This window comes from Bartonella tribocorum CIP 105476, from assembly GCF_000196435.1.
GTDB lineage: Bacteria > Pseudomonadota > Alphaproteobacteria > Rhizobiales > Rhizobiaceae > Bartonella > Bartonella tribocorum.
In genome coordinates, this window is sequence record NC_010161.1 from 1,963,399 (window position 1) to 1,990,226 (window position 26,828).

The window sequence follows — 26,828 nt, forward strand, 5'->3', positions numbered from 1 at the left end:
TCCCCTTTCGTATTGATTTAGATATCGAATGGGTAGGGCTCCAACCTACCCATTCATTTTGCTCCTCAAGCCGTACGCGATACAAAATCGGCTTCCTTGAAAATCCCCCTCTCCTTTTGGGAAAGTTGAATCACTCCATGTTCCTCACCTGGTCAGGCAAAGGCATCTGAAGATTTGCCTAAAAATTTGATCGTATTGATTGAAAGATTGAAAGGATTAAGACTCCTCCCCCCTTTCTTTAATAAACGCTTCAAGCCGTACGCCATACAAAATCGGCTTCCTTGTCCCCCCTTTCCTTCCTTCTCCCCTTTTCTTGTGAGAATTCTTGGCAAATCCCCCCCCTTTCCTTTCCTATCGTTTAGGAAACTTTATCACTTCACGCCCCTCATCAGAGGCGGAAAACCGTCTTAAAGCTTTGTGCAAATGTTGACTAAATTCTTGGGGTTCCAAAGCCTCATCATCCTGCACTTTCACGGCTAAATTCCCCGCATGGTTTGGCATCAAGCGGCTAACCTTTGGCTTAACAACAAGCTTGGATTTTGAACCATCATCCTTTTTCTCAAGGCGCCCATAAACATCAGCCAAGTGATCAGGTGCAAGCTTTGCTGCCAATTGTTTTTCTGCTTTAACAGCTCTCACATATTCTTTACGCAAACGCCCATTCAAACGCGCTGCCTGCTGGTCATAAAAGCCCACATCTGCAAGACATTCTGCCATGCAAAGCAACCGATTGTTCAAATCATAAACCCGCAAATCTTGGTGCAAATAATCCGGATCAAAGCGTACAATAACCTTCTTCCCCGCATACTCATTCAATGCCCGCGCCCAATAACGATTGCCATAAAAATGAATCTCCCCCGTCCCCTTTTGTGTACGCAATGCCTCTGAGGTCAAAAGCCATAAAGCACGCTGTGCTGCCGTTGCCTGCCGAATAATCGTCCCCTCTGCTGTCAAACTTTCTGCAAAAGTCTCATCAAAACTGCGCCCCGCACATGTCAGCGCCTTGCGCCCTGCTTGTGCATTATGCGCCACAATCTGCGCACCAACATGGGCTTTAAACGCTTCAAATTCTATCGCACGTTTGCCATAATCTTCAGGCTTGGCATCCGGCTTATTGCCCGTATAAGCCCCCGCACAAAAAGGATGCTTCGAAATCGCCTCTGCCAAATCACGCCATGCCCGCTCAATCGGTTTCGACTGCCCGCTATAAGGAGTCGTCCATTGCAATTGAATGCCCAAACTGGTCAAAAGACCCTGCGGTTCATCCGCCTTAATCTTAAAACGAAAGCGGTTTTGCACACCCCCAGAAATCCACTTGCTGGTAAAAGCACGCCCATTATCTAAGGTCATACGCTCCGGTATCCCATAAGCCTCCACCATATCACCAATCACCAAACGCACGATTTCCCAAGTCTCCGCATCCGATAGGCGCCATGATAAAATCTTGCCTGAATAAAGATCTTGTATCGCTATCAGATAAAGCCGCACTGGCTTTAAGCTCCACGGAACACGCACAAAAACATCCAACTTATGCCCGTCCATATTCACCGCTTGCAAAGCATGCAAACTCGAGCGATCACGCCGTTGTGCCGGATAAAGCTTCTTGGCCTTCTCCTCACCCTCACGCGCCAACACCACAACCGCTTTGGAAACTTGCGCTTTAAAACGCCGCCGTAACGCCCGCTCTGAAGGAATAGGCTCCCACCCTTTCTCACGCGCCACCAAAACCATACGTCGATAACATGCCGAAAAAGCAGGGCGGGACGAACGCAAATAATCCGAACACAAAACCTCCCATGCCTCCTCATGACACTCAGCCCATTGCGAAAAACGCTCCTCACCATAACAAGGCGCCAGCGCCGCTAACCAATCAGTGCGCTCATACCCTTCCACCATCTGCCGCCAATTAAAAAGCGACATCCGGCTCACCCCAAACTGAACCGCGCACAAACTTGCCGCATCATGCACCCCCATACCGGCTTGAAGTAAATCCTCCATAGAACAAAGCGCCTTCAAACGCTCTTCACAGCGCCTTTTATGCACCTTTGAAAGCCCTTCATAACGCCCCCAAATACTTGTCTTTTGCTCCCCTTGCGTTTGTTTCACATCAACAGCCCCACCAAACCGCACCAACAATGCCGCCCGCGCCCCCTCCGGCAATAAGGAAATGTGAACTTCTACAATAGGTCGAGAAACCCCTTTAACTTTACGTGTCAATTCACTTTGATGACGCCATGTGGTTGCTAAAATTTTACGCAATCCACCTTTACTTTTCGGCAACCCTGGCAAAGCTGCTTCAGCCAATTCGGCAATACGAAACCATTCCTTCATGGCTGCCCCCTTTTAATGCGAACCGGCGTTGCGCGCATGGCTTTCAATTGCGCTGCAATCTCCCGCTGTTCCTGCTGCAACCTTGCAATTTCTGCTAAACGTGCCTCATCCCCTTGCAACAGCAACAATCCATCTTCACTCACCACCTCATCCCAGAGCCAAAATGCCTCTGTCGCCCGCACAAATGCCTTAAACCGTGGCAGGGAAATATCAACCTGCTTACTTTCTGCCACATAAGCATCCAAACTCGCCTTACTTAAACACCCAATCCCTAAATAATGCGCCATACGCTCCGCAATCACACTGCGCTCATGCCGGCATTCTCTCAAAGCCCGCGCCATCGCTCGCTTAATGCGTGAACGAAACCGCCCTAAATCAATCTGCGCAACGGGTTCGCGGCAGGGAAAAACCGGCTTTTGGAAAAAATCAAGCTGCCCGCAACCATGCCTCTTCATGACAGCACCTCCCCCGATTGCTTGTTCAAATAATCACAAAACCGCGCCTTTGTCTGCGCATCCGCCCTCTGCCAAACACCCAATAACTGAGCAAAAACCCGCTCTTGTTCATTAATTTGCGGCGGCGTATTAATCCCATTGACCAAATCAACAGCCCGCCGTAAATCCCCCTCAACCTGTTGCAAAGCAATTGCCACACGCCGTTGCGCAACCGGCTCCATCTTCGCAAGCTTCAACAATTGCGCTTGATTATCCGCCAAAGCAGTCCCCCGCAAAACAGACCGCAACTCCGGCTGTAAATACTTGGAGATGCGATTGAGACGTCTCACTGACTCTTCAGATAAACCAATACGATCTGCCACATGTCTAGCAAAGCAAAAAGTAACTCCCTTATCACTTTCTTCATCTGTATGAGCAATTCGGTCAAGTTGACCGAATTGCTCTTTTTTGACTTTATATTGATTACTACCATCCCCACCAACCTTAATCTCCCCATACTTCTTTTCCCACAATTCACGGTAAGTCTGCACAAATAAAGCGCGGTCAATCACTGATAATTCATTGCGAAACAAGTTTTCTGCCACTTCTAAAAGCGCAGCATTGTCCTTATCCGCTTGCACCACAACCGCATCAATTTTGCTATAACCTAAAAGCTCCGCAGCCCTCAGCCGGTGCGCGCCAGCAATCAGCGTGTAATTGCCTTCCTTAGCATTGGGGGTATGGCGCACAGTAATCGGATTCATCAATCCCTCCCGCGCCATGGATTGTGCAAGCGCCTTGGCATGCTCATCATCTACAGGGCGTATACGTTCGGGAACAACAATCAAATCTAAAGCAATCTCTTGAAACTGTGCCATCACGCCGCCGCCTTTTCCATTTCTCGTAAGAATAAATCCATCGCACGACCCGCCCATCTTCGATAGGCTTTCGCAAAAACGGGTTCTTCCAAACGCCGATTAATTGTACGCAAAGAACGAGCAACAGCCGTGCGTTCGCGCTCTTGCATAGCAACAAGACGCCGCCGTGGTACCTCAAATTGATAATGCAAAATATGGATAACAATCTGTCGTGCTAGCGCCGCATCAAATAAGCCATGCGGTGGGTCAATAATATACCGGATCGGCAGATGCTTAAATCCTCCACTTACCGCCTTAAAAGAACAGGCAAGCATGGCTTCTAACCGTTCAACTTCCGAATAAGGATTAACGATATCGCGTCTGACATCTGGGGTCCATAAATTATAAGCAGCAACCATAACCACCCCCGATAAAGAAAACTTGACCAGTTAATCCTAAAAAACAACCCATCCAATCGGCTGCCCCATGATGCAACGCTATGCAATTTATCTGGCCTATTTCGTATTGATCTTTAGACATTGATAAACCTTTTCATCTTATGGTATTTAAATGCATGGCAAATGCGCAAAAACGCAGAGCCGTGTAACGAAGTTTAAGCAGCATTACCGCGCAAAGCAGAATGCGCACGCGAATCTGTATTGGCATGTTTTGCTGCTTTAAAAATGCGACGGCGACTTTTGGGGTAGCGGTCGCTAAATACTTGCTCGACGGGCAAACCGATAAAATCGGCAATAGCACGTTCGGCTTTCTCGTTAGACCGTGTCCAGATATGTTGAACACTGGATGACGAGAGTTGATAAGCTTTCGCGAGCTCCGCCAAGGTCATATTACGGCGGCGTAGCTCGGCTAAAATACTATGGCGATCCCATACTTGGATGCATGTTTGGGTGGTTGTCATAACTTTCGCTCCTGCTTCAAACGGATGCTCCCACATCCGTTTTTTGTGGGGTTAATTGTAAAATATCTGCCCTCTATATCGGGCGGTAATAACAGTTAAAACCATTTTACGGGTTTGTCAACCCATAAAATGGTCTTAATGGGTATTTTTTTGGCACGTTTAGAAACAGAACCTAAAACACCATTGGCAAAACGCCTACGTGAAATAAGACGAATCCTCGGAAACGAAGAACGCGGTGCTTTTGCCAAATCTCTTAATTTGGCAAAAAATACGCTTGCAAATTATGAGCTTGGTATAAATGAGCCACCAGCATCTATCGTAATTGCCTATCACAAAATTTATGGCGTAGACTTTCATTGGCTTCTCACTGGAGAAGGCGAAATGTTTACAGACATGGAAAAGGCGAAAGCAGCTGGTTTTAAACCACAAACTATCCCTACTGGTCTCATGAAAAAGCTTGGTCGCATAGCTTATACAACTTATCGCGATGCAAATATAAAACTCCCCCCTGAAGATATAGCGGAATTAGCGGCAGAGCTTTGTATAAAGTTGCAAGAGCTTGTTCAAGACATCAACGACACGGAAGAAGTAGAAGCGACTTTCCCTCTTCTTAAAATTCATTTAAAGCGTCAAATAGAGGCTGAAAGAGTACATCTAGAAACTACACAAAATACGGCTTAATGCCTCTCTAAAATGAAAAATACAGGCGCGTTTCTCTTTACATTAAGAAACTTAAATAACACATTGTTTTTAAATAATTATATTTACAAAAAATAGAAACGCGCCATATGGCGCATATCTTTTTTGCTTTTTTGGTCATTTTTGGCTGATTTTGGAGTAAGCTTCACAATTTACCGAATTTTTTTCACGGGGTATTCAAAGGCAGTTTTCTGGGCTTTTACAGACTTTTCAAAATTTTTCACAGGGTTTTCAAAGACCTTTCAAAGGCTTTTCTCATTTTTACAATGAAAACGCGCTTTTTACCATTTTTCGCATTTTTTGATCATTTTAGGTGTCAAAATCTATTTTGACAAAACGCGCATTTAATGCTAAATTTTATGCATAAAAACAACAAATTATCACCTATTCCTAACTAATCCCACCTCTTCCCACTTAATCCAAAACCTACTGTCAAACTACAATCCCTTTAATAGATCTTTTTCTCTTCTCCTAAATATCACAATTGGTAATGATGAGTTCCTTTGCCGGAATCGCATTATTTGACAAATTACAGGAATAAATTGTTCTTACCTCTTTTATATGGAATTGACTGAAGGTTTTTCGAATCTCTGGCACATCATTGAGAGAGAGAAGAAACTTCCCCTTTAATTGTGCAAGCAGCATAGACATCGTCTGGTAATCCTCCCGCTTAAACAAGTCCTTGCCATAATAATCCTCAACACCAAAATAAGGTGGATCAAGATAAAACAAGGTATTTGGCCGGTCATAACGCACAATAAAATCAGACCAATCTAAATGTTCAATGATAACTCTCGCTAAACGGCGGTAAATAAGCTTTAATATACCTTCAAGTTTGAAGGGATTAAACCGTGCACACCGGTCTGTCTCAACTCTAAACGTACGCTCTGCTACTTTCCCACTAAAACTTAAACGCTGCAAATATAAAAACCGCAAAGCCCGTTCTAAATCCGTAAGCGTTTCTGGATTTTGTGTCTGTAAGCGTTCAAACGTCTCACGGCTGCTTATTTGAAACGCTAACAGTTCTATAAAAGGGTGATAATGGCGTTGTAACACCCGAAAAAAATTCACCACATCTCCTGAAAAATCATTGATAATTTCAGTTGATGGTATCAGTTTCCGTCTAAAGAATATTCCACCCATACCAACGAAAGGCTCGGCATAAATGCTATGTGGAATATCTTCAATGATTTTGACAATGGTTTTGGCTAATCTTCTTTTGCCCCCAATATAAGCAGCAGCTGGTGAAATAGGTTCAACAGATTTTAATTTTTCCTTATGAAGTATATCCATTATTTTTTAACACTCTTTCATCTATGTTAACCGTCTTCTCATTGCTTTAAGCGATAAGAAGTGGCTGCGATGTTAAGTTAAGTTGCATCGGATGGGGTTGTCGCAAAACTTTCTCCCGTTGGCTGGGTGACCAGCCCAGCCTCTATTTTTGTTCCTTTCCTTGATTTGGTGCCTCAAAGGTAATTTCTGTTGTGTAACCGCTTTGTTTTTCATAGCGGTGGGTGACGGTAGCGGCTTTCCATGACCCATTAATTTCTTTACGGAACCCTTGAAGCAGCAGCGGTTGATCCGCCATGATTTCAGGGCGTCCCGCAAGAGTTAAGGAGCCACTGCCTACAGCACGGCATAAGCGATCCGACTCGGAGGCAGCCGCCGCTTGTGCTTCTTCTTGACTTGGATAACAACTGCGCAGACGACGTACGGGACCAGTAAACCCTGTTTGATGCTTGACTTGGCATTGTTGCCCTTTTGCGCGATCAAAATAAGAAGTTTCGATGGTGCCGTATTGGGTGCGCGGCTCTAGGGTGAATTCCCAGCTGGAACAGTCATGCTTATGGATGTCGAGTGCTGGTAAATTATCCCCGCTTAAAAATAAAAACTTATTGTCCTTGATTAAAAAACGCGCCCGCATGCGGTCCGCAAGGCGGGTTAAAAAGTCAACCGCCGATTGATCGGTGCGCACCACATAAGGCAAGGTTTGTTTGGTAAATTGTGGACTGACCTTTGCTTGATAACCATGGCGTTTGGCAAGGGCCTCAACAATCTCAGCAATGGTTTTGTGGTCAAAATGTTCACTCGCTTGTTCTTTAAGTTCTTTACGCATCGAAGCACTTTTGCCACAAAGCCGTAAAATCTCTCCATCACTGCCCCCAATACTCACCACCGACTCAACAACAAAACGCCCCATAAAGGCTCGGATGCTGTTTTGATAGCCAAAGGTGACATGGAGTGCGCTGTTACTGGAGGGAATCTCTAAATCATTGCCACTATCATCAAACTCCGCTTCAAATGTATCGGCTTCATTGCCCGCATGGTCCGTAATGGTTGCCGTTAAAAGACGCTGGTAAAAAACCTCATGGACAAGATTCTCCCCCACCCTCACCTCAATAAAAGGATGTGTGCGCATTAATCCCATAGCCTTTTGACCACGCTGTTCTTTTCACATGATACAAATTCAGGCAGAATGACCTTTAAGCCCCGCGGCAACAGAGCACCATACCCTGCAATACCTGGATTGGCTTGCAAAGTAGCCTCACAATACCCTTTGATCGCTCCAACTTGAAAACGATCCCCTAACACAGCCATAGCATGTTGAAAGCAGATTAGATCAAGACTCATATCCTCTAGCTCTACCACGAGATGCTTTTCTGGTATCTTCATGGCGTTTCTCCTCCTTGGGAATATTGATCATATCCCTCTTGATATTGTCCCACCTGATATTGACCTTGTGGTTTTCCACCATCGAAAAACGGTAACAAGCTAATGGCATAGCGAATACGCCCCGATTGACCAGAGCGACTGATGTAATCATGGTCTTTCGTCACACTGGTGATCACTACAGATCCATGGAGAATGGCACTATAGCCGTTGTCACTCATCCAACGAATCATCTGAACGGGCTTGGCTGCACGAATGGTTCTGGTGATAGCATCTATCGCTACCCGGTCCCCAAACTCTTCTGGAAACAACACCCCGTGAATGGTCTTGGGATCATTGCCATAACCGGTAAATTGCAAACCGGGCGCCTCTCCAAAACGCTCTAGGCAAACCCAGGAGGCAGAGAACTCTTCCTCAAACGATTGGAAATTAAGCCAGTCTACATAAAAGAGATGTGGACCTAACATCAGCAAAGGATCTCTCATAGACGCCCTCCCATTGATTGTATCCCTTCCAGCACGTCATTTCTTTCGAAACGTATCATTGCATCTCTCCTACCATTGCGCCATCCTAGCACTTCATCCCTCCCCTCATTGAGAGTATCCCTTCCAGCACGTCGTCTCTTCCCTTATTCTGTCGTCCTTATCATTCTGTGCCACCATGCAGCGCATTGGCGCGTGCCCGTTGCAAAGCATGAGCAACCGCACGACCGGTGGCCATGGGGTCACGCGCCCCATTAACATGCACTGTGACATTTTGATTGTGGGTGATGGGGGAACGGTCTTTGTCTCTTGGTTCTCTGGCAGATGAATTTACAGGAGAAGCCCCCGCAAATTGTACTATGGGTTGGATGGACGTTTTGCCTCCTAAAAAACTTGGCAAAAACTCTCTTACATCAATCGACCCAATCCACCCCTTTATGCGGTGAGGTAAAGATTTACAATAATCCATCAATTGTGAGATGGACGACATAAAACCATCAACAATCCAACTCGCTAAATCTTCACCGGCTTGTTCCATACCAACCTTGGCACTCTCTGTGAGCTTTTCGCGGACAAAAAAGCTTCCCAACCATTGCCAAAAGTTGGAAAAGCTTTGTTTAACACCCTCCCACAAACCAGCAAAGCTTTGAGAAACAGAGGAAAGTCCTTGTTTAAACTTTTGCCAATGGGAAGAGAGATCAAAAGCAGCAGCAATGATATTTTTCCATTTGGTGATGGTTGCCGTATCGGCACCAAAAAAGCGCATGACGGCTTCAAAGGCTTGGCCCCAAGCCCGTGTTATCCCCCGTGCAAAACCTTTGACAAAAGAAGAAAAACGATCCCAATATTTCCACAAAGCAAAACCAGAAGCCAATATGACAGCCACAACAGCAGCAATGAGAGCCCCTATTGGGGTAAAAATCCCCCCCACAACAGAGGCAATAGCTGCCCCAACCACTTCGATGACTGTCCCAATAAAGCCAAAAGAGGCAGAAAATGCCGCCCCTGAAACGGCTATCCCTCGTAAAGCCCCCACAAGTAAAGTCATGGGGTGAAGAAGACGCAGCGCACTCCCACCAAGCCCTGCTGCCATTAAACCCAATGAGCGCCCTGAAGCGACTAATCCGCGCCAACTTGCCTTCAGCGTGCGGCTCACAGCCCTCATCTTGATAAAACATGACAGCACGGATCTGCCTTTTACAATGTTTTACTAAATATAAAAAATATTTTTATTTCAATACACTTAATTTAAAGTACATTATGTAATTAGTTTAAATATTCTTTATTTTAAAATTTTCACTTTGACAAAAAAATTAAAATAACTTATCCAAATAAAAAAACAAATATCATTATTCTATTCTTCTTATGAAATCGATGGGGAAATGAATATTGGGGGCTTTCATAAGGAGAGTATTGGTGTATAAAAAATTCCTTCTATCATATACAGCTATAGCAACTATAATACTGTTTAATAGCTCTCTCAGTCTACAAGCTAAAGACCTTGAAGTTTCTGATGGAAAAACAGTAACAGCACATGAAGAAACCTATGATACACTTCATGCAACAAACGGCAGTAAAATCGTCGGTAAACATTTAACGGTAATACACCCAAATGCATACGCCGTAACAGCTGAAGGTGCTAACAGTGCGATTGAGTTATTGGATAACACAACCATTGGAAAAAAAGATTCTGAAGTCCACTTAGGTCTTGAAGCCAAAGACGGTGCAACAATCAAAATGATTGGAGGTTCTATTATAGCTGGCTACACTGGTGCTTCTTTCACTAACAGTAAGAGCAAGGAAAACACACTAGAGAATGTACTTATAACGGATGCAAATGATAGTCTAGATACATATTTAGGAATAGTTACCAAAAACAGCAACCTTACCTTAAAAGGGGTAACCCTTCATGCTTTCAATGCTCTACAAGCAGATGATCACTCTCAAATAACAATATCAGGAGGGGAATTTGATGGAAAGCTTTATGGAGTATCTGCTAAGCAAGGCAGTATCATTGATATAAAAGATAACGCTAATATCTTATCGGATGAGAGTGCTTTATATGCAGATGGACCACAATCAAAAATCACAATGACGGGGGGAACAGTAGCAGGTGGAACTACTCTAGGCACATTGCGTGCAGAAAACGGTGGCCATATTGATGTTACAGATGTTATTATAACATCAACTTTTAAAGGTACTTTTGTAACATCAATAGCGGATATGGGAACCGGTATTTTTGCAGAAAATGAAGGGAGCGTAATTGAATTGCATGGCACAACAATTAAAGATGTTTCAATCGGGCTTGATGTGCACGAGGGTAGCACGGGCAAGATGACCGGAGGCTCCATTACAACTTCGCTCATAGGAGCTGAATACATTGAGAGTAATAGTGATGAAAATAAACTGGAAGATGTGGTGATATCAGGTTTTAAAAATAATGAGACACCATCCTCCGGAGTCGATGTCCTAAAAAAAAGCAAACTCTCTTTGAAAAATGTGACAATTACTCAAACATATTCCGGTGTAGATGCTTTTTTTAATTCTCAAGTAACAGTATCAGGGGGATCAGTTTCTGCAAGTACCCTAGGAGTATCTGCTGTTTCTGACAGCACCATTACTTTAAAAGACAATGTAATAATTACTCAAGTAGATCAAGGCATAAATGCTCATGATCATTCTCAAGTAACAGTATCAGGGGGATTAGTTTCTGCAAGCACCGTAGGAATGTATGCTGAATCTGGCAGTATTATTACTTTAAAAGACAAAGCTGAAATTATCTCATTTAATGGTGGTGGATTATATGCAACCGATCCGCAAACTAAGATTACAATGACAGAAGGTACAGTAAATGCAAAAGAAGCTGCATTATATGCTGAAAACGGCGGGCATATTGATGTTACAAACGTCTCTGTAACAGGGGAAATCGGTGGTTTGCAGCTTGCATCTGTTCTTTCTACTTCTTTAAATGAATCAAATGATCCAAAAAATTATCAAAACGCTGAGATCAATTTGACCAATACAAAGATCCATGTCGACAATGGCACTGGAATTCTCATTGCAACTTTCAGTGATAATACCATTAAAAATATTACCAATCTGTCAATTGGTACAGCCAATCTCATAAATTCAGAAATCCATGCAGATGTTTTATTAGGCAACGGTACTTGGGGAAATCAAGAGTTTTTGGAAGCGATAAATGCAAAAGCAATACCCAACGGTAGCTTCACATTAAATGCAGATCATTCCACTTTAGAAGGCAGAGCAAACATCACAAAAGAGAGAAACGTACGTTTTAACCTCAAAAACGGTACACAATGGTTCTTAAAAAACAGCGCACAAGAAAATGATGCTGATGGTAATCTTCTTGATATCGCTCAAAGAGCACGCTCTGATGTTTCTGTGCTTAATCTCAACAACAGCTCTGTTGTTTTTGCAGAACCAATAGAAGATGGTTATTACCACACATTGCATATAGGTTCGGGAAAACCAGATACCAGAGCGGTCTATAATGCAACAGGCAATGCACAGATTTCTCTCAATAGCCAATGGAGTGATGGGGCACCAATCGCTGACCAAAAAACAGACCGACTTCTGATCAATGGTGATGTATCAGGCAACACGTCAATTTATGTCACGAGACGATCAGGAGGGAATGATGTGAAAGAAAACACTTCCGCTTCTGCCAATGTGCGTGGTCTTTCACTCATTCAAGTTTCTGGAAATGCCCGTGAAGACTCCTTCAAACTAGTTAATGGCTATACCACAAGAAATGGGACACCCAATAAATATACCCTACGTGCCTATGGACCAAATTCAAGCCATGGCAAAGCCAATATAGCGCAAAATTTGTTGGATGAAAAAAATGAAAATTTCTGGGATTTCCGTCTACAACCTGAATTTCTTAATTCTAACCCCGGTTCTGGCTCTCATCCCGGCTCTCCCCCTGATCCTGAACAAAATGTGCAAGCCGTCGTCCCTCAAACGGCAAACTATTTGCTCATGCCAAATGCCCTCTTCTATACGGGATTGATCGATATGGCAAAACAAAATGCGCTGTTAGCCACTATGAGAACATCTGTCTCGGGGAAACAACAAGAAAAACAAAACGGCTTCTTCTTATATACCTACGGAGGAACAGGAACATTATCCTCTGAAAGTGCTCCTCGTAAATATGGTTATAGCGGTGCTCATCTTCGTTATGCCGCTCTCCAAGGGGGTGTGAACTTTGCCGCCCTGGAAGGGCAAAATACCACAACACATTTCGGTCTTATAGGAACCTACGGGCAGCTTTCTTTCACGCCAAAGAATATGAAAGACGCAAGTAAAAGCACGGTGGATAAATGGTCACTTACAGCCTATGGTAGCATACAGCATGACAATGGTTTCTATCTTGATACCCTTTTATCCTATGGAATCCTAAAAGGAGATATCAGCAATGCCATCATTGGCAAAACCGCAAAAGTGAAAAATGCAAAAATGTTGAACATCTCTACAACTATTGGCAAAAAATTTGCCACCGGGATTGCAGGTGTAACCTTTGAACCTCAAGCACAACTTGCCTATCAATATTTGATGTTTGATACCATTTCAGATACTGACAGCTTTAAAGTCAATATGAACAAACATCATCAATGGTTGATCCGTGTTGGAGGACGTGTGAACAAAACCGTTGTCACTGCTGAAAACGGGCGTTCTGTTTCCTTCTATGGAAAAATAAATGTGATCAAAACGTTTGGTGATGATCAAGCAATATATATTGATAAAGCTTATCAACTTGATCCTATGGGCTCTTTGCTTGAAGGTGGACTTGGTATCAGTGCACAATTGTCTCAAAACGTCTCGCTTCATGGTGATGTCAGCTATCAACAAAAGCTCCAGAAAACGGGTATATCGGGAGCAAGCTTTTCAGGCGGCATACGCTATCAGTTTTAAATCAAGGCTGTAAAAACAGCCTATTCAATTTAACAAAAAGGCAGTTTTATAAAGAATAAAACTTAGCATTTTTCGATGAATAATGCCTAAAATTGTAAAAAAGAAAACAAATAAAAACAAAATGATATTGTAAAATAATGAGACGCTTTTCTAGAAAATACGATATTACTCTCTTTTGTTATTTCTCACGAATTTAATGCTTAAAATCCAAAAATAAAGCTTTTGAACATAAAATGATAAGCAAAAAATAGCGCAATATTATCATACAAAAGATGTATGTTATAGGCCACTCGTATATTTCAAAATGGGCGTTCTCATAGGATTGAGAATATTATCGCTCAAACACTACCCAGCAAATTCATGACTAAAAAAATCCTATTATCCCCTTCCCTTTTAACAATGCCGTCAAATATTTCCAGAAACTTCAAAACACATAAAATTGCATTTTCTCTTCTATAAAATTGATCACGCTCTTTGCTCTCTATGAACGATAGGCTCAATACTGGATTCAAAAAATTCTTTTGTATAATCGTGTTGTGCATGGAGATTACGCAATTCATCATTGCTAAGTTCTTCAAGAATAATCCCTTTATGCATAATACCAACGCGTTCACAAATATGTGCAACAACAGCAAGATCATGGGATACCATCAAATAAGTAAGCTTTTTTCTCTCGCGCAACGATTTCAACAAGTTTAAAATTTCAGCCTGTACCGACACATCCAATGCAGATGTTGGCTCATCAAGCAATAAAACTTCTGGCTCGATAATTAAAGCACGTGCAAGAGCAATACGCTGACGCTGTCCTCCAGACAACTCATGAGGATAACGATAAAGAAATGAAGAATCTAAACCAACGGAATCTAAAGCATCCTCCACCCGCTCTCTTTGATTATCCATGCCATGGATTTTAAGCGATTCAGAAAGAACCGTATGGACCATTTTTCTTGGATGCAGCGAAGCATAAGGATCTTGAAACACCATTTGAATACAACGTAAAAAATCCTTATTTCTTTTTTTCTCGACTTCTTGTCCATCAAAAAGAAACTTTCCACTATACTCTGGAATAAGCCCCACTAATGTATTCAAAATAGTTGATTTTCCGCATCCGGATTCACCAATCAAACCATAAGCTTCACCACGCTTAATATGAAAATTAACATTTTTAACAACGGTGACAGCCTTATGCCTATGCCCAAAAGTTACAGATAAATTAGAAACATCAATAATATTCTCACAATTTGTCATGAGGAACCTCCTCAACACCATTAACAATCGTAGGATTATACAACCAATCAGGATCACGCTCCGGAACAGCCAAAACATCAACCGGATTATCAAGCCGTGGCAAACTCGCCAGCAAAGCCTTTGTATAAGGATGACAAGCGTGAGACAAATCAGAAGCAGGTAACTCTTCTAAAATACGGCCCGCATACATCACCAAAATACGATCACAAAAATCAGCAATCATATTTAAATCATGACTAATAAAAATAAGCCCCGTTCCAGACTTTGTCACAAGTTCATCTAATACGGACAAAACTTGTCGTCTGACCGTAATATCAAGCGCAGATGTTGGTTCATCGGCAATAATTAAATCAGGTTTTGGAATGAGCATCATTGCAATCATCACGCGTTGCCCCATCCCCCCAGATATTTCATGAGGAAAGAGACGCATCACATGTTCAGGATCACGAATATGAACAGATTCTAACATAGATATGGTTCGCTCCCGCGCTTCAGCTTTTGAAACACGGTAATGAATACGATACGCCTCCATAATCTGTTCCCCAATCCGTATGAGTGGATTAAGTGAATATTTGGGATCCTGTAAAATCATTGAAATACGCTTACCGCGGATTTTTCGCATCTGAGGTTCACTGGCACGCAATAAATCGACATCCTCAAAGCGCATTTTTTTAGCTTTAACAATGGCTGATTTTGGACTCAGCTTTAGTATTGCGCGTCCAGTCATCGATTTTCCAGATCCGGATTCACCAACAATGCCAATTTTTTCTTTTCCGACAGAAAAGCTAACACCGCGCACAACTTCTGCAACGCCGCGCGTTGTGGGAAAAGAAATACGTAAATCTTCTACTTCTAATAATTTATTATCCATTGCGTGGATCCAATACATCACGAAGACCATCACCTAAAAGGTTGAAAGCAAGACTTGCAAATAATATTGCACAGCCTGGTATTGCTGCCAACCACCAATTTGTCATCATAAATTCCCGCCCAGAAGAAAGCATCGCCCCCCATTCAGGACTTGGAAGTTGTGCTCCCAATCCCAAAAATCCAAGACCAGCAGCTGTTAAAATAATTCCAGACATATCTAAAGTTAATCGTACAATCACTGAAGGAATACACATGGGTGCAACATGAAACAAAATAATCCGTAAAGGAGAAGCCCCCTGCAAGCGGACCACAGAAACATAATCTGAAGAACGTATTGTCAAAGTCTCAGCGCGCGCTAAACGTGCGATTGGTGGCCATGCTGCAATTGAAATTGCAATAGAAGCATTTTCAATTCCTGGTCCCAATGCGGCTGAAAAGGCAAGAGCTAAAATTAACCCTGGAAAAGCAAGAAAAATATCGACAATGCGCATGAGCACAGTATCAACCCAGCCCCCCATATAACCAGATACAGTGCCAACAATAAGCCCTATTGGACCTACAATAATTGTTGTGAGAAAAACAACATAAAGAGTAATACGAGAACCAAAAACAAGACGACTAAAAATGTCACGTCCTAATTCATCTGTCCCAAAATAATGCGCCATAGAGGGGGGCTGCAACCGATGCCCCAGATCATTGCTCAAAAAATCGTGCGTCGCAATCCAAGGAGCAAAAAGTGCGCATATGATAATAATACAAATAATAAACAGGCCAAAGACAGCTGAAAAGTTATGAAAAAACTTCACCAGTGCGTGATAAATTCTTTGTATGTTTGCTTGTATTATGGACTGTGGAACAGGGTCGTTTAACCAAGAGCTCAAAGAAGATGATGATTGCGATTTGTGATGATTACTGACTGTCATATTCAACGTGTCCTTGGATCAAAAATGCGATAAAGCAAATCAGAAAATAAATTAATGGCAACAAAGATAAATCCTACAAGTAAAGTACATCCTACAACTGCATTCATATCTCCAGCGAGAAGAGCATTTGTCAAATAATGCCCAAAACCAGGCCAAGCAAAAACTGTCTCTGTCAAAACAGCCCCTTCTAATAAAAAAGCATAAGAAAGTGCAACAACGGTAATAATCTGAACAGCAGCATTCCGAAAGGCATGCCCCCAAACCGTCCGCGCCCACGATAATCCCTTTACACGTGCTGTAATGATATATTCTTGATTAAGCTGCTCAATCATAAAACCACGGGTCATACGACTAATATAAGCCATAGCACCAAAAGCCAAGATCAAAGCAGGCATAATAATGTGACTAAAGACATTCCCAAAAGCCTCCCATTGTCCTTGGCTCGCGGTATCCCAAAGAAAAAATCCTGTTTTGGGTTCAAAAGAATATTCATAAAGAAAATCAAGTCGCCCTGGACCACCAACCCAGCCAAGCTTGGCATAAAATATCAACAACGCCATAAGCCCAAGCCAAAATGTCGGTGTAGAATAACTCAAAAGTGTAAAAATACGGACAACATAATCAATAAATGAATCGCGATACATTGCTGCAAAAACACCAAAGGGAATTCCAAGAGTTGTGCCAATAACAATAGCAACAGTTGCAAGCTCTAATGTAGCAGGAAATACGCGCATAATATCAGTTAAAACAGGACGTCCAGACGTTAAAGCATCTCCAAAGTCAAATAAAAATACATTATGAAGATACTTCCAATATTGAACAATCAACGGCTTATCAAGACCCAGCTTATAATACATGGCATCATAAGCTTCCTGACTGATATTATCACCAAGAATAGAGAGAACAGGATCGAGAGGAAGAAGATGACCAAGAAAAAAAGTAATCGTCACCAATCCAAGCAGTGTGATAAAAACTGAAATAAGAAGTTTTAATCCCTTGGACAAAAAATCCCATAAAAATAATTTTTTCTGCTTTTCTGATACAGCTCTTTCAGTCTCTGAAAGTGGCAAAACCATTATAAAAATCCCCTCTGTAGCGATAAAACATAAAGCGAATACCTTTTTTTACAGAATGAAACAACCTCTTATTAAGCATGTTCTGCAATCCTTCTTTATAACATGCTTCTTTTTATTTTTCTGCTTCATTGTAGTAAAGTCTGTAACTATTCCAAACCCATTTTTTGACATCAGGTCCCATACCAACGGTATAATATGTCTGAAATAAATAAACCATAGGACCATGCTCTAGCACATAATGCTGTAAAGTACGATATTGCACAATACGCTTATTCGGATTTTGCTCAAACAGAGCATCCATCACCATTTTATTAATATTTTCATCATAATACCCAGCACGCCAAGCCAAATACATATTATGTTTTTTCGTAAATGTTGGATCAGGATTAAACACGTGATTCAATGAAGCAGGATGTCCATCAGGATCAGCACTCCCCCACCCCATAAGTGCAGTATCATAATTCCCGCCCCGTACACGGCTTAACAATTGATTTTGTGCCATTTTTTCAATTGTAAGCTCCACACCAATTTTGCGTGCATTGGCTTGAATAGACTGCGCAACAGACGACATATAACTAAGGCTTCCAACGAGAAGATTAGCTTTAAAACCGTTAGGATAACCTGCTTCAGTCATTAACTGTTTTGCTTTTTTAAAATCTAACTTAAAGGGAAGACCTTCTTTTTCATCCAAAGCACCAGGAACACCTAAAGACATATAAGTTGCCCGCGGAATAGCAATCCCCTTTAAAACAGTTTTTCCAAGACCTTCATAATCAACCAAATAACGAAGTGCCAATCTGACCTTTTCGTTCGCAAAAATTGCATTTTTATTGTTTAACGATAGATAAATAATCTGCGGACGCAAAACACGACTAATTTTGACTGTGCCACCTTTTTTTTCAAGATCTAAAATATCCTCTGAGGAAAGATCTCGCGCTATATCCACATCACCTTTTTCCAAAAGAAATCTTTGACTTGCTGAATCCGCCACATGACGCACGACAATCTGCTTAATTTTAGGCACCTTCCCCCAATAATGCTGTGTAGCCTCTAACACAACTTTATCCCCTGGAGACCAACTTGCCAATTTATAAGGCCCAACACAAGCCGAATGTGTTGCTAAATATTTATTCCCCATATCACCGTTGATACTCTGCGCTTCAATTGTTTTCCGATCAAGCAGAGCTGAAGCATAAGATTGTCCAATAACAGTCAAGATGAGCTGAATAGGATAGGGTTTATCTAATTTTAATTGTAAAGTCTTATCATCAAGAGCTTGAATATTTGTTTCGATATTATCTTTGGTAAACCCATAATCCATTAAAGATTGAGCATAACTCAAACCTAATTTAATAATCCGTCGCATCGACCATACGAGATCTTGCGCCGTTGCTGTTCTTCCATCATCAAACTTTAAATCATCACGAAGATGAAAAACTATTCTTTTACCATCATCTAAAACATCCCAAGATTGTGCCATAGCCGGACGAATTTTTGTAGGATCATGCTCATCATATTGCACGAGTGCACTGCAAATATTCGTCAATAACTCACTTGTCACAACCTCAACGGTTTGCGCTGGATCAAAACTGCTCATTGAATCGATATTCCATGCCATCACTAGTATATCTTTAGATGAAGCACTGAATGCTGATACGATAGCCCCATTTAAAAATCCCATCGTGCTTAATAAAACACAAATTCTTTTCAAGATTCTTTTTTTCCCCATTTTATCTCTTTCTTGTGTCTTCTGATACCTTTTCATACAAAGCGATTATGATTTTGCTCTTTTATCTTTTAAAGAGCAAGGTATAAAACATCAACTTCATTTAATCAAACTAGGCCTCTATAAAGTAATTTTCTGATAGATCAATTGATTATTCAGAATGAAGAGAATCTGTAACCATAAACCCTCCCCAATATAACTTCCTCTCTTTATCCCTCCTTATAAAGTGACCTCAATCATATACGGCAAAATCCCCCACAATTTCATCCTCTTTAAAAAAACTGAAGAGTTCCTATATAGGAGAATATTTTCATCATGCAATGATAATCAAGCTCTTTTTATCTTTGACGACACGAAAAGACACACTCATTTTTCAATTTCATTATAAAAAATACGCGGCGTACTATTCCAAACCCATTTTTTGATATCAGGTGTCATCGCGACAACACTATACTGTTGATAGATAAACGCATAAGGTCCTTTTTGCATCAGTTCACGTTGTAAATCAATATAGAGTTGTGCCCGTTTTTGTGAATCTTTTTGAAATAACGCCTCTTCAACTTTTTGATTCATCTCTGTATCAAAATACCCATTTTTCCAACTAGGATAAGCTGTATTTTTTGCCTCAAACCGATTATCCGGATTATAAACAAGACGTGAAGCCATGGTATGGGGATCCATAGACCCGCTATTCCACCCAATAAAAGACGTATCAAAAGCTCGTGCATCCACCTTTGAAAACAATTGCGTACCTGCTAAACGCTCAATTTTAAGACGCACCCCTGCCTGTGCAGCACTATCTTGAAGGGACTGAGCAAGAGCTGAAGTCGCAGGGGTATTTGCAACAAGAAAATTGGCCTCAAAGCCATTCGGATAACCAGCCTCTGTTAAAAGCTGCTTGGCTTTTTGAATATCAAGCTTAAAGGGCTGCCCTGCGTTTTCATCTAAAGCTCCAAAGTTGCCAAGAGGAATAAAACTTGCCCGTGGAACACCAATATCTTTGAGAATCTTCTTGCCCAAACCTTCATAGTCTATGAGATAGCGCATCGCCAAACGTACTTTTTCCTTAGCAAAAATGGGATTTGTCATGTTGAATCCCCAATACATCATGGTTGGTACCAACACCTTTTCAACTTTTATATTTATTTTTTTTTGCAAATCTGCAAGATCTTCAGAGGTCAAATTACGAGCCACATCAACATCGTGCTTTTGCAACAACAAACGTTGTGTTCCAGGCTCTGCAACATGGCGAATGAGAATCTGCTTTAGTTTTGGGGCTTCTCCCCAATAATGGGCGCTTGCACGCAACAAAAGAGCCTCTCCAGGGAGCCAGCTTTTCAACTGATAAGGACCAACACAAGCAGCATGCGCTTTTAAATACTGATTTCCCAGATCGCCATTTTTTTCATGCTTCATAATTGTCTTACGATCAAGCAAAGCTGTCACACGCGTTGCAACAATATTATTAAGAAGAAGCTTTGCTGGATAAGGCTTATCAAATTTCATCACCACCGTTTTTTCATCAGGAGTTTGCAAAGCATCATCAATATTTTGCTCTGTAATCCCATATTCATTAAACGTTGTCGCATCGGCCATTTTTAATTTGATAACCCGCTTCATCCCCCAAACAAGATCATTGGCGTTAGCCGGTCTGCCATCATTAAACTTCAAACCATCGCGCAAATGAAAGGTAATTACCGTACTGTGATCATCCCCAGAAACATCCCAATGTTTTGCTAATGCTGGAACTATTTTTGTTGGATCATCTTCAGCAGTACTGACCAAATTATCACAAACATTGTAAATAATTTCAGTTGAATAAATATCATTGCTTTGCGCAGGATCAAAGGTCCTAATAGCATCAAGGTTCCAAGCCATGACAAGAGTATCGGTAGGTGTTTTCGCTGAAGCCTGTTGTACAACCAGTACCATAAGGGCAGAAACAAGAAAGCCGCCCATTTTCAATGTTTTTTTCTTCAAGTTCATAAATTTTCCCCTTTATTTTTTATCAATTAATGACACTGAAATGACTGGGAAAATTTATAATCATAAAGATTGAACAAATACGTTCTCATCACCTATACAGAGTCATCGACTTTTAAATTCTATCCATTTTATAAATTCATTGACTGACAGTCTCTATCAAACCATAGCGAACATGGAATATATGTTTTACTAACCAGTATCACATTCTTTTCATAATATCTCTTTGCACACAACAATAAACTCTATCAGCCCCCAATTAATCATCAAAAAGACAAGCCTTGTAGTCCCTTAAAAACAGTAAACTTTTTTAAAAATCATTGTGCAAAGTTTTATGAATGCACTATTCTATTTCTTTAGGCTATATTTAAAATAGAATATGCAAACTTTAAAAATCGCCATCCCCCTCAAATACTCAATTTCAAGATGCGACGCATCTTTACTCCATAATCAAAACTACATTAAAACAGCAAAAAATATAAGAAAATATCTTTTCCAAAACTCTCCTCCCCACAAAAAGCGGCTTAATCTTTTAAAAATTAAGGGGCAAAAATCTTACGTTTTTACCAACAAAGCCCAATGCGTTAATAAAGATAAAGGAACAATGAGAAGAACCTTTCCTTCCAAGCTTTGTTTTCTAAGAGATAAAGCTTGCTATAAAAGAATACACACTAACAGGCTCTTTCTCATTCATCAAAATAAAATTCATTATACGATTCCTTCCAAAGACATAACCATATAAATCCTTCTAAACTTTAGCGTTCCTCATTGCTTTGCCGCTATCAAAATAAAATAGCAAACCACCTGCTGTAACAAAACGTTTAGTTCCAAACAGTAACATACAGAGATTTAACGAAGCAATATAGTGAATACCTGTCTGTTTGAGCTTAAATATCCTCCCCAAAACTGAAGCTCACACGCAGCAAATCCCCTCTCTAATGGAGAAAAGTTATCAGATAATAAAACCTAACACAAGCAGCTAGAATTATTTAACGTCAATTTTTCATCGCTGCGTTTTGTTTTGTGTTGCCTAAACAAGTCTTGAACAATCGACCACGACACAAATAAACCAACAATCATATACCCCAAACAAAATATAACAATGCAACAACAGCACCCTATCTAAAAACCACTTTGCATTCATTAATAAACATGAATAAAATATTCATGACTTATTATAACGTCTATGTCATTAACGGAAATAAACATACCTCTTCTAAACCATTTCAAATGCCAAGTGCTGTCTCAATATTTTAGAGTGAGCAAAGTATGTGAGATGGTACTGGCTCATTCCTTCATAAGCGTAAGACGGTGATACTCAATAGCTTCACCATTATACCCTTCACAATCCTCAATGCGAAAGGGGCTTAAGTCCTTAAGAAATGTTTTTAAAAGACAGCCCGTGAATTGGCAACTGGGTGGCGGCGTCCTGTTTGACATACAAGATATCATCGCTCTCTAACGCCAGATATATGATAGTTAAGATATTGCTCTTTTTTGCATTTGTTTTTTCATTCTCAAAAGTATACTTTTGTTGTTTTAATGACCAACAACAATAAAAAATCATCACTCTTGTATCGTTTGTATGCTGCAATTATCTTATACAATAAAGTTGTATAACCTGCACATTTATGATGATTATCCTATTGATCATTGCCCTTATGACAGAAATTTTACCAATTTACCGACAAAAACACCCTTCAAGATGATCATTGACAATCCCTACAGACTGCATAAAAGCATAACAAATCGTGGGACCAACAAACGTCCAGCCGCGTTTCTTTAAATCTTGAGAGAGACGCAGAGAAGCTGGAGTTATAGGATTTGCCAGCAATGTTTGAAAATCTATCTTTTCATAACGCTCCGATTGTGGTGGCTGAAAAGACCAAAAATAGTGAGACAAGCTCCCCCACTCTGTTATAATTTCCTGTGCTCTCAATGCATTATTAAGCACTGATCGAATTTTCCCCTGATGACGAACAATACCTTTATTCTGCATCAACATTTGCACTTTCACTTCATCATAATGACTAATTTTTTTAAAGTCAAAATCATCAAATGCAACGCGAAAAGAAGAGCATTTTTTTAAAATTGTAAACCAAGAAAGCCCCGCTTGAAAACCTTCAAGACAAATTTTTTCAAACAAAGGGATATCCTCAAAAACAGGTTTTCCCCATTCGTTATCATGATAAGCACAATAAAGTGGATCGGTTCCTGCCCATGCACAACGAACTTTTCCATCCACTCCCTTAAGAAGACCTTCGGCAAGCATAATCTTCACCGTATTAAAACAGAGTTCCTTGATCATCGCTTGGTGACTTTATCTTCTTGTGTTTTGAACGTGCCGCAGAAAAAGGTTCTTGTGTTGCAACATGGATATCGCCATCAAAAAAACGTAAATTTATTTGTCCACTTTCAGGAAACTGCGCCAACCGTTTAATAGGTTTATGGTTTTGCCCCAACACCAAAACAAAACCGCGCTCTAAAATATTCTGATAAGAAGTGCTTTTTAAAAGCCTACATGCCAACTCTAACGCCGAACGTTTTTTTTCTACACTGCGCATAAAAGCACGATAAAGGCGTGCCGTATATTCCTTTGTATGGCGTTGTGCTTTTTCACTCTTTAACAAACGGGGCGAAAGACGGAGATGAAGAGCATGAAAAGAAAAACGTTTTTTATCGTAACTCACACAAAGAGCACGCTGTAATCGACTTGAAATTTCATCAAAACCACGCCGTGGTAGAGAAAAAAGTTGATCAGCAGAGGGAAGACCGCGTCTGGCTGCACACAACTTTTGTTGATGAAAATCAAAAGAACGCGCAAGTCCTTTACGCAAACGTGCCCCAAGTGACGCGACACACACTTCAAGATCAAGCTTGACGGGAACAGCCTTTTCTGCGGCTCCTGTAGGGGTTGGAGCGCGCCAATCAGCAACATAATCAATCAAAGTCCAATCTGTTTCATGCCCAACAGCAGAAATAATGGGCAGATCAGAAGCATAAACAGCACGAACGACAGCTTCATCATTAAACCCCCACAAGTCTTCTAAACTTCCCCCTCCCCGTGCCACAATAATGAGATCAGGTTTTGGAATGTGCCCTTCTGAAGCAAGAGCATTAAAGCCTTCAACAGCAGCAGCCACTTCGCTCCCGCTTGTTTCCCCTTGAACACGGACAGGCCAAACCAAAACATGCAACGGAAAACGATCAGATATACGATGAATAATATCGCGAATAACAGCCCCCGTTGGGGATGTTACAACACCTATAATTCGAGGCATATAAGGCAAAGGTTTTTTCTTTGCTTCATCAAATAAGCCTTCTTCTGCAAATTTTTTCTTACGATTTTCAAGCAGTGTCATCAAAGCACCAACCCCTGTTGGTTCAAGAGCCTCAATGACAATTTGATATTTTGATGACCCTGGATAAGTCGTAAGCTTACCAACAGCAACCACTTCCATCCCTTCTTCAGGAGGAAATTTGAGCTTTTCCATCACGCCACGCCAAATAACAGCTTCCAACCGCGCCTTATCATCTTTTAAAGCAAAATAAGCATGTCCCGAAGCATGCGCTCCACGGTAACCAGAGATCTCTCCACGCACCCGTACATAGCCAAACTTTTCCTCAACAACACGCTTTAAAGCGCCTGCTATTTCGGAAACAGTAAATTCCGCAACATTCGTTCCACTTGTCTTTTCACTCAATAAATTGACCATTTTTCAATTCACGAAAGTTGAAATATTCAGTCTTAACATTCACACATCTTTAATGAGAATAACAGATCTCTTTAAAAGAGAATATTTTAAAAGTACATTCTCTCTATAAGATATCCAGATATTATCCATGATATCCACTATCCATAACATCACTATCCATAACATCGAAGCATTCCCCATATGCTTCAACCTATTGCAAAATCTTTAAATCCTTTGCAATACGTTGAAGATATCATGATTGCGGGCTTTTTGTATTTTACAAGTAAAAAATTATTTTTCAATTTCACCATAAAAAACATGGGGAGCGCTATTCCAAACCCATTTTTTGACATCCGGTGTCATTGCTATCACATTATATTTTTGAAAGATAAACGCATAAGGTCCCTTTTGCATCAATTCACGTTGTAAATCAGCATAGAGTTGTGCCCGTTTTTCTGAATCTTTTTGAAATAACGCCTCTTCAACTTTTTGATTCATCTCTGTATCAAAATACCCATGCTGCCAACTAGGATAGGCTGTATTTTTTGCCTCAAACCGATTATCCGGATTATAAATAAGACGTGAAGCCATGGTATGGGGATCCGTAGATCCACTATTCCACCCAATAAAAGTTGTGTCAAAAGCTCGTGCATCCACCTTTGAAAATAACTGTGTACCCGCCACACGTTCAATTTTAAGACGCACCCCTGCATGAGCAGCATTATCTTGAAGGGACTGAGCAAGAGCTAAAGTAGAAGGGGAATTTGCAACAAGAAAACTCGCCTCAAAGCCATTCGGATAACCAGCCTCTGCTAAAAGTTGCTTGGCTTTTTGAATATCGAGCTTAAAGGGCTGCCCTGCGTTTTCATCTAAAGCTCCAAAGTTGCCAAGAGGAATAAAACTTGCCCGTGGAACACCAACATCTTTGAGAAGCTTCTTGCCAAAACCTTCATAGTCTATGAGATAGCGCATCGCCAAGCGTACTTTTTCCTTAGCAAAAATGGGATTTGTCATGTTGAATCCCCAATACATCATACTTGGCACCAACACCTTTTCAACTTTAACATCTGTTGTTTTTTGCAAATCTGCAAGATCTTCAGAGGTCAAATTACGAGCCACATCAATATCGTGCTTTTGCAACAACAAACGTTGTGTTCCAGGCTCTGCAACATGGCGAATGAGAATCTGCTTTAGTTTCGGGGCTTCTCCCCAATAATGGGCGCTTGCACGCAACAAAAGAGCCTCTCCAGGGCGCCAGCTTTTCAACTGATAAGGACCAACACAAGCAGCATGCGCTTTTAAATACTGATTTCCCAGATCGCCATTTTTTTCATGCTTCATAATTGTCTTACGATCAAGCAAAGCAGTGACATGATTTGCAACAATATTATTAAGAAGAAGTTCTGCTGGATAAGGCTTATCGAATTTCATCACCACCGTTTTTTCATCAACAGCTTGCAAAGCATCATCAACATTTTGCTCTGTAATTCCATATTCATTAAACGTTGTCGCATCGGCCATTTTTAATTTGATAACCCGCTTCATCCCCCAAACAAGATCATGAGCGTTGGCCGGTCTGCCATCATTAAACTCCAAACCATCACGCAAATGAAAGGTAATTACCGTACTGTGATCATCTCCAGAAACATCCCAATGTTTTGCTAATGCTGGAACTATTTTTGTTGGATTATCTGCTGCTGTACTGACCAAATTATCACAAATATTTTCAATAATTTCACTTGCATAAACATCATTGATTTGCGCAGGATCAAAAGTACTGACAGCATCGAGATTCCAAGCCATAACAAGAGTATCAGCCGGTGTTTTTGCTGAAACCTGTTGTACAACCACTCCAACTGCCATAAGAGCAGAAACAAGAGAGCTGCTCCTTTTTAATATTTTTCTTTTCAAATTCATAGATTTCTCCCTCTCAAGTTTATTATGTAAATTTCCCATGCAGAAAAAATGTGCAAAATCATG

Annotated in this window: 22 protein-coding genes; 2 read left to right on the forward strand and 20 right to left on the reverse strand. The window is 41.0% G+C overall.

Features of this window, described 5'->3' with window-relative positions:
• Nucleotides 1-351 precede the first annotated feature (351 nt).
• The 6 genes from BTR_RS08680 to BTR_RS08700 all read right to left on the reverse strand — a co-directional run bounded on the left by BTR_RS08680 (nucleotide 352) and on the right by BTR_RS08700 (nucleotide 4,541).
• The gene (locus tag BTR_RS08680; RefSeq protein WP_012232199.1) at nucleotides 352-2,331 is read right to left on the reverse strand and encodes a transposase domain-containing protein; all 1,980 of its coding nucleotides are present in this window, start codon (nucleotides 2,329-2,331) and stop codon (nucleotides 352-354) included.
• Nucleotides 2,328-2,786 (reverse strand): hypothetical protein, encoded by a 459-nt coding sequence (locus tag BTR_RS08685; RefSeq protein ID WP_012232200.1) that lies wholly within the window; start codon nucleotides 2,784-2,786, stop codon nucleotides 2,328-2,330. The genes BTR_RS08680 and BTR_RS08685 overlap by 4 nt, the downstream gene beginning before the upstream one ends.
• Nucleotides 2,783-3,643 carry a ParB/RepB/Spo0J family partition protein gene (locus BTR_RS08690; protein ID WP_041582684.1) on the reverse strand — a complete coding sequence of 287 codons (861 nt, stop codon included), beginning with the start codon at nucleotides 3,641-3,643 and terminating at the stop codon, nucleotides 2,783-2,785. Before BTR_RS08690 ends, BTR_RS08685 begins: the two co-directional genes overlap by 4 nt.
• Nucleotides 3,643-4,041 (reverse strand): hypothetical protein, encoded by a 399-nt coding sequence (locus BTR_RS08695; RefSeq protein ID WP_012232202.1) that lies wholly within the window; start codon nucleotides 4,039-4,041, stop codon nucleotides 3,643-3,645. Before BTR_RS08695 ends, BTR_RS08690 begins: the two co-directional genes overlap by 1 nt.
• Nucleotides 4,025-4,162, reverse strand: coding sequence for a hypothetical protein (locus tag BTR_RS13170; RefSeq protein WP_169309790.1), 138 nt, complete (start codon nucleotides 4,160-4,162; stop codon nucleotides 4,025-4,027). Before BTR_RS13170 ends, BTR_RS08695 begins: the two co-directional genes overlap by 17 nt.
• Before the next feature lie 73 nt (nucleotides 4,163-4,235).
• Nucleotides 4,236-4,541, reverse strand: coding sequence for a helix-turn-helix domain-containing protein (locus BTR_RS08700; protein ID WP_005864619.1), 306 nt, complete (start codon nucleotides 4,539-4,541; stop codon nucleotides 4,236-4,238).
• 150 nt (nucleotides 4,542-4,691) lie between these two features.
• On the opposite strand from BTR_RS08700, the gene BTR_RS08705 reads away from it, so the two are divergent.
• Nucleotides 4,692-5,222, forward strand: a complete 531-nt coding sequence (locus BTR_RS08705; RefSeq protein ID WP_041582726.1) for a helix-turn-helix domain-containing protein — start codon at nucleotides 4,692-4,694, stop codon at nucleotides 5,220-5,222.
• Nucleotides 5,223-5,711: 489 nt separating this feature from the next.
• On the opposite strand, the gene BTR_RS08710 is transcribed toward BTR_RS08705, so the two are convergent.
• From BTR_RS08710 to BTR_RS13490, 5 genes are all read right to left on the reverse strand, one after another.
• Nucleotides 5,712-6,533: a DNA adenine methylase gene (locus BTR_RS08710; protein WP_012231790.1), complete on the reverse strand. Its 822-nt coding sequence runs from the start codon at nucleotides 6,531-6,533 to the stop codon at nucleotides 5,712-5,714.
• A gap of 142 nt (nucleotides 6,534-6,675) precedes the next feature.
• Nucleotides 6,676-7,659, reverse strand: a complete 984-nt coding sequence (locus tag BTR_RS08715; RefSeq protein WP_038474666.1) for a phage late control D family protein — start codon at nucleotides 7,657-7,659, stop codon at nucleotides 6,676-6,678.
• Nucleotides 7,659-7,913, reverse strand: a complete 255-nt coding sequence (locus BTR_RS08720; protein ID WP_012232099.1) for a tail protein X — start codon at nucleotides 7,911-7,913, stop codon at nucleotides 7,659-7,661. The genes BTR_RS08715 and BTR_RS08720 overlap by 1 nt, the downstream gene beginning before the upstream one ends.
• Nucleotides 7,910-8,395 (reverse strand): phage tail protein, encoded by a 486-nt coding sequence (locus tag BTR_RS08725; protein WP_012231550.1) that lies wholly within the window; start codon nucleotides 8,393-8,395, stop codon nucleotides 7,910-7,912. The genes BTR_RS08720 and BTR_RS08725 overlap by 4 nt, the downstream gene beginning before the upstream one ends.
• Nucleotides 8,396-8,555: 160 nt before the next feature.
• Nucleotides 8,556-9,548 (reverse strand): phage tail tape measure protein, encoded by a 993-nt coding sequence (locus BTR_RS13490; RefSeq protein ID WP_244393434.1) that lies wholly within the window; start codon nucleotides 9,546-9,548, stop codon nucleotides 8,556-8,558.
• A gap of 260 nt (nucleotides 9,549-9,808) precedes the next feature.
• On the opposite strand from BTR_RS13490, the gene BTR_RS08735 reads away from it, so the two are divergent.
• Entirely contained in the window at nucleotides 9,809-13,327 is a 3,519-nt protein-coding gene (locus BTR_RS08735) for an autotransporter outer membrane beta-barrel domain-containing protein (protein ID WP_012232206.1), read from the forward strand.
• Between the two features lie 465 nt (nucleotides 13,328-13,792).
• Here the strand turns inward: BTR_RS08735 and BTR_RS08740 are convergent, their stop codons facing one another.
• From BTR_RS08740 to BTR_RS08785, 9 genes are all read right to left on the reverse strand, one after another.
• Nucleotides 13,793-14,575: an ABC transporter ATP-binding protein gene (locus BTR_RS08740; RefSeq protein WP_012232207.1), complete on the reverse strand. Its 783-nt coding sequence runs from the start codon at nucleotides 14,573-14,575 to the stop codon at nucleotides 13,793-13,795.
• Nucleotides 14,562-15,446 carry an ABC transporter ATP-binding protein gene (locus BTR_RS08745; protein ID WP_012232208.1) on the reverse strand — a complete coding sequence of 295 codons (885 nt, stop codon included), beginning with the start codon at nucleotides 15,444-15,446 and terminating at the stop codon, nucleotides 14,562-14,564. Before BTR_RS08745 ends, BTR_RS08740 begins: the two co-directional genes overlap by 14 nt.
• Entirely contained in the window at nucleotides 15,439-16,368 is a 930-nt protein-coding gene (locus BTR_RS08750) for an ABC transporter permease (protein WP_012232209.1), read from the reverse strand. The genes BTR_RS08745 and BTR_RS08750 overlap by 8 nt, the downstream gene beginning before the upstream one ends.
• A gap of 2 nt (nucleotides 16,369-16,370) precedes the next feature.
• Nucleotides 16,371-17,444: an ABC transporter permease gene (locus BTR_RS08755; protein ID WP_012232210.1), complete on the reverse strand. Its 1,074-nt coding sequence runs from the start codon at nucleotides 17,442-17,444 to the stop codon at nucleotides 16,371-16,373.
• A gap of 112 nt (nucleotides 17,445-17,556) precedes the next feature.
• Nucleotides 17,557-19,173, reverse strand: a complete 1,617-nt coding sequence (locus tag BTR_RS08760; RefSeq protein ID WP_012232211.1) for an ABC transporter substrate-binding protein — start codon at nucleotides 19,171-19,173, stop codon at nucleotides 17,557-17,559.
• Between the two features lie 363 nt (nucleotides 19,174-19,536).
• A complete protein-coding gene (locus BTR_RS08765) occupies nucleotides 19,537-21,156 on the reverse strand; it encodes an ABC transporter substrate-binding protein (RefSeq protein ID WP_012232212.1) in 1,620 nt (539 codons plus the stop codon).
• 1,678 nt (nucleotides 21,157-22,834) lie between these two features.
• Nucleotides 22,835-23,461 (reverse strand): DNA-3-methyladenine glycosylase I, encoded by a 627-nt coding sequence (locus BTR_RS08775; protein WP_038473895.1) that lies wholly within the window; start codon nucleotides 23,459-23,461, stop codon nucleotides 22,835-22,837.
• Nucleotides 23,439-24,869 (reverse strand): exodeoxyribonuclease VII large subunit, encoded by a 1,431-nt coding sequence (gene xseA, locus BTR_RS08780; RefSeq protein WP_012232214.1) that lies wholly within the window; start codon nucleotides 24,867-24,869, stop codon nucleotides 23,439-23,441. Before xseA ends, BTR_RS08775 begins: the two co-directional genes overlap by 23 nt.
• A gap of 270 nt (nucleotides 24,870-25,139) precedes the next feature.
• Nucleotides 25,140-26,765, reverse strand: a complete 1,626-nt coding sequence (locus BTR_RS08785) for an ABC transporter substrate-binding protein (protein ID WP_012232215.1) — start codon at nucleotides 26,763-26,765, stop codon at nucleotides 25,140-25,142.
• Nucleotides 26,766-26,828 lie beyond the last annotated feature (63 nt).

Bases quoted from the DNA above. Each gene is read 5' to 3' on its own strand.
- BTR_RS08680 (WP_012232199.1), bottom strand. From the start codon at position 2,331: ATGAAGGAATGGTTTCGTATTGCCGAATTGGCTGAAGCAGCTTTGCCA.
- BTR_RS08685 (WP_012232200.1), bottom strand. From the start codon at position 2,786: ATGAAGAGGCATGGTTGCGGGCAGCTTGATTTTTTCCAAAAGCCGGTT.
- BTR_RS08690 (WP_041582684.1), bottom strand. From the start codon at position 3,643: ATGGCACAGTTTCAAGAGATTGCTTTAGATTTGATTGTTGTTCCCGAA.
- BTR_RS08695 (WP_012232202.1), bottom strand. From the start codon at position 4,041: ATGGTTGCTGCTTATAATTTATGGACCCCAGATGTCAGACGCGATATC.
- BTR_RS13170 (WP_169309790.1), bottom strand. From the start codon at position 4,162: ATGTCTAAAGATCAATACGAAATAGGCCAGATAAATTGCATAGCGTTG.
- BTR_RS08700 (WP_005864619.1), bottom strand. From the start codon at position 4,541: ATGACAACCACCCAAACATGCATCCAAGTATGGGATCGCCATAGTATT.
- BTR_RS08710 (WP_012231790.1), bottom strand. From the start codon at position 6,533: ATGGATATACTTCATAAGGAAAAATTAAAATCTGTTGAACCTATTTCA.
- BTR_RS08715 (WP_038474666.1), bottom strand. From the start codon at position 7,659: ATGCGCACACATCCTTTTATTGAGGTGAGGGTGGGGGAGAATCTTGTC.
- BTR_RS08720 (WP_012232099.1), bottom strand. From the start codon at position 7,913: ATGAAGATACCAGAAAAGCATCTCGTGGTAGAGCTAGAGGATATGAGT.
- BTR_RS08725 (WP_012231550.1), bottom strand. From the start codon at position 8,395: ATGAGAGATCCTTTGCTGATGTTAGGTCCACATCTCTTTTATGTAGAC.
- BTR_RS08740 (WP_012232207.1), bottom strand. From the start codon at position 14,575: ATGACAAATTGTGAGAATATTATTGATGTTTCTAATTTATCTGTAACT.
- BTR_RS08745 (WP_012232208.1), bottom strand. From the start codon at position 15,446: ATGGATAATAAATTATTAGAAGTAGAAGATTTACGTATTTCTTTTCCC.
- BTR_RS08750 (WP_012232209.1), bottom strand. From the start codon at position 16,368: ATGACAGTCAGTAATCATCACAAATCGCAATCATCATCTTCTTTGAGC.
- BTR_RS08755 (WP_012232210.1), bottom strand. From the start codon at position 17,444: ATGGTTTTGCCACTTTCAGAGACTGAAAGAGCTGTATCAGAAAAGCAG.
- BTR_RS08760 (WP_012232211.1), bottom strand. From the start codon at position 19,173: ATGGGGAAAAAAAGAATCTTGAAAAGAATTTGTGTTTTATTAAGCACG.
- BTR_RS08765 (WP_012232212.1), bottom strand. From the start codon at position 21,156: ATGAACTTGAAGAAAAAAACATTGAAAATGGGCGGCTTTCTTGTTTCT.
- BTR_RS08775 (WP_038473895.1), bottom strand. From the start codon at position 23,461: ATGATCAAGGAACTCTGTTTTAATACGGTGAAGATTATGCTTGCCGAA.
- xseA (WP_012232214.1), bottom strand. From the start codon at position 24,869: ATGGTCAATTTATTGAGTGAAAAGACAAGTGGAACGAATGTTGCGGAA.
- BTR_RS08785 (WP_012232215.1), bottom strand. From the start codon at position 26,765: ATGAATTTGAAAAGAAAAATATTAAAAAGGAGCAGCTCTCTTGTTTCT.